This is a genomic window from uncultured Cetobacterium sp. (genome assembly GCF_947039425.1).
GTDB lineage: Bacteria > Fusobacteriota > Fusobacteriia > Fusobacteriales > Fusobacteriaceae > Cetobacterium_A.
Map to the genome: position 1 here is coordinate 1 of NZ_CAMQYW010000234.1, position 3,161 is coordinate 3,161.

At 28.6% G+C, this 3,161-nt stretch carries 4 protein-coding genes; all 4 read right to left on the reverse strand.

Annotated features, from left to right (window positions below; genetic code table 11):
* On the reverse strand, positions 1-831 hold an 831-nt coding region (locus Q0V09_RS09710), incomplete at its 3' end, for an RIP metalloprotease (protein ID WP_297489009.1).
* 14 nt (positions 832-845) lie between these two features.
* A complete protein-coding gene (locus Q0V09_RS09715) occupies positions 846-1,538 on the reverse strand; it encodes a thymidylate kinase (protein WP_297489010.1) in 693 nt (230 codons plus the stop codon).
* Positions 1,516-2,670: a 1-deoxy-D-xylulose-5-phosphate reductoisomerase gene (locus Q0V09_RS09720; protein WP_297489013.1), complete on the reverse strand. Its 1,155-nt coding sequence runs from the start codon at positions 2,668-2,670 to the stop codon at positions 1,516-1,518. The genes Q0V09_RS09715 and Q0V09_RS09720 overlap by 23 nt, the downstream gene beginning before the upstream one ends.
* 58 nt (positions 2,671-2,728) lie before the next feature.
* Positions 2,729-3,161, reverse strand: a 433-nt coding sequence (locus tag Q0V09_RS09725; protein ID WP_297489016.1) for a phosphatidate cytidylyltransferase, incomplete at its 5' end; no start/stop codon positions are given.

The window sequence follows — 3,161 nt, forward strand, 5'->3', positions numbered from 1 at the left end:
AGATAAAACTGCTAAAAGCCAAAGAAGAATACCTGTATTTCCACTTTCACTAGCATCTCCAACCACCTTCACTATTCCCACAGGTCCACTTATATCTTTTGCTTTCACCTTACCAGTAACTAACATCTTTACTCCTTGAAGTGTCTCTTTAAAAATACCTGTATATATTTTAAAAGAGTTTTTCATTCCATCTACAAATCCAAATCTTTCAAAAGTATACTGAGGAATAATACCTATTATTGCTGGTTTTCCCTTTTCAACTACAGTTAAAGGTAAATTTACATTTAATAATTTACTATCTCTTTTAATCTCTAAGCTCAACACTTCATTATCCTTTGATGTTTCTTTTATTACTTTACTAATTTGTGTCCAATCTTTTATTTCAATACCGTTTATTTTTTCTATTGTATCATTTATTTCTAACACATTATATGCCTGAGTATTTTTTAAAATATTTCCAACAACAGGATTTTGATTTTGAATAGGTTCTCCACTACTAAAAGTCATTCCTATAATGACAATAAGAGCTAATATAAAATTCATAAATACTCCAGCAAAAAGAACAACGAATCTCGATATTGCTGATTGAGAATTAAATCCATTTTCTACTTTATTCTCTACTTCCATACCTTCTATATTTACATATCCACCTATTGGAATTATTCTTATTGAATATGTAGTTTTACCTGTATAATATGAATATAGTTCTGGCCCCATTCCTATTGAAAATTCTGCTACTGGCATTTTGAAAAATCTTGCTGCTAAAAAATGTCCTAACTCATGTATTAAAATAATCACACCTAGCAATAATAAAGCTATTATTATATTCATTGTTCCTCCTAGTATTATATATCTTTAACTAAAGTAAATACTTCATCTGATATATCGTTTATTGTTTTTAATTTTTTATTTTCCACGCACTTCACTTCTAACCAATTATATTTTTCTGATATTTCACAAGCATTTTTATATGATTTTTCTAAGTAAGCTACATTGTTTTCATGAATATCTTTTTTTGATTCACCAGTTATTTTATTTTTTCTTTCTGCCATAAGCTCTTGAGCTGTTTCTGTTGGCATATTTAAAAATATAACTACATCTGGTCTAGGTATTTTCATTTTTTCATATTCCAAATCTTCTAACCATGATAAATAACTATTTTTTTCATCTATATCATCTATTTTAGAAGCTTGATGAACCATATTAGAAGTTACATATCTATCTGTTATTATTATTCCACCTTCATTATAAAAATCTCCCCAATCTTTTTTATAAGAAGCATATCTATCAATAGCATACATTGTTGATGCTGGATATGGATTAACTTTTTCAGCATCCATTCCAAACTCTCCAGCTAAATACATTTTCACTGGCATACATGCTGGGCTTTCATAATTTGGAAAAGATATCTTTCTAACTTTTTTCCCTTCTTTTTCAAGTCTTTCTGTTAACAGTTTTGTTTGTGTCTCTTTACCACTTGAATCTGTTCCTTCTATTACTATTAATTTTCCTAATTTAATTTCTTCCATAATTTTCATAAACCCACTTTCTTGTTTCACTATCTACATTTTTTATTATTTCTAAGTTATTTATATCTTTAACCATATGATTTTCCATAGCCTTCTCTATTATCTCATAAATTTCTAAAAATTTTATTTTTTTATTTAAAAATAGTTCAACAGCTACTTCATTTGCCGAATTAAATACACACGGCATAGTTTTTCCAATTTTTCCAGCTTTAAAAGCTAACTCTACACCCTTAAATACCTCATTATCAACTTGATCAAATGTCAACTCTTTAAGAAGTTTTAAATTTAATTTATCTAGTACAATATTGCTCTCTCTATTTGGATATGTAAATGCATATTGTATTGGTAACTTCATATCTGGTGCACCTAATTGAGCTATTATAGCAGAATCTTTAAATTCCACCATTGAATGTATAACACTTTGAGGATGAACTAAAACTTCTATATCGTCATAATCTATTCCAAATAACATATGAGCTTCAATAACTTCTAATCCTTTATTTACAAGTGTAGAAGAATCAACTGTTATCTTCCTTCCCATTGACCAATTTGGATGTTTTAATGCATCTTCCACTGTTACATTTTTTAATTCTTCTAATTTTTTTCCTCTAAATGTTCCTCCGCTAGCAGTAACTATTAGTTTACTTATCTCTTTTCTCTTACTTCCTTGCATACTTTGAAACAAAGCTGAGTGTTCACTATCAACTGGAATTATTTCAGCTTCAGGATATTCTATAAGTAATTTGTTAATATACTCTCCAGCAGCTACCATTGTCTCTTTATTAGCAAGTGCTATTCTTTTCCCAAGTTTTATAGCCTCAACTGTTGTTTCTATTCCAACAGCACCGCTCACAGCTGTTAATACAATATCTGCTTCCTCTATTTGGCCCATTTTCTTTAGACCATCTTCTCCGAAGTATACTATTTTATCAGAAAATTTTTCTTGCAATACTTTTGCGTCACTTTCTTTTCCAATACATATATATTTAGGATTAAAATTTTCAACTTGCTCAATTAATAATAATAAATTTGAATAACCAGATATTCCTATCACTTTAAACTCATCTTTTTTCTCATTAATTACTTTTAGTGCATTTGTACCAATGCTTCCTGTAGATCCTAAAACTGTTATTCTTTTCATTCTTTTCTCCCTTCACAACTTTATTCCTAAAAAAAAGGTAGCTTTTAGGCTACCAGTTTCAACTTATAAAAAATTTTAAGACATAATAAACCGTTGGAACAACAAATAACATACTATCAAATCTGTCTAATATTCCTCCATGCTCACCTAATAATTTTCCTGAGTCTTTTATTTTAAACTCTCTTTTAAACATAGATTCTCCCAAATCACCAATTTGAGCTATTAAACTAATTAATATTCCAAAAAATAGAACTACTGCCGTACTTGTTCCTTGACTAAATAGTTGAAAATAATTATTTATTAAATAAATTGTTAATACTGTAAATGCTATTCCACCAATAGAGCCCTCTATTGATTTTTTAGGACTTATAGTGCTAAACCCTTGTTTGAAAATTTTTCTTCCTATTCCCATTCCTACAAAGTATGCAAATGAATCACAAACCCAAACTAATATTTGAATACTTAATAACCACATACCACCTTTTGGTAAA

Coding starts and splice junctions, on each gene's coding strand:
- Q0V09_RS09715 (WP_297489010.1), bottom strand. CDS start 1,538: ATGAAAATTATGGAAGAAATTAAATTAGGAAAATTAATAGTAATAGAA.
- Q0V09_RS09720 (WP_297489013.1), bottom strand. CDS start 2,670: ATGAAAAGAATAACAGTTTTAGGATCTACAGGAAGCATTGGTACAAAT.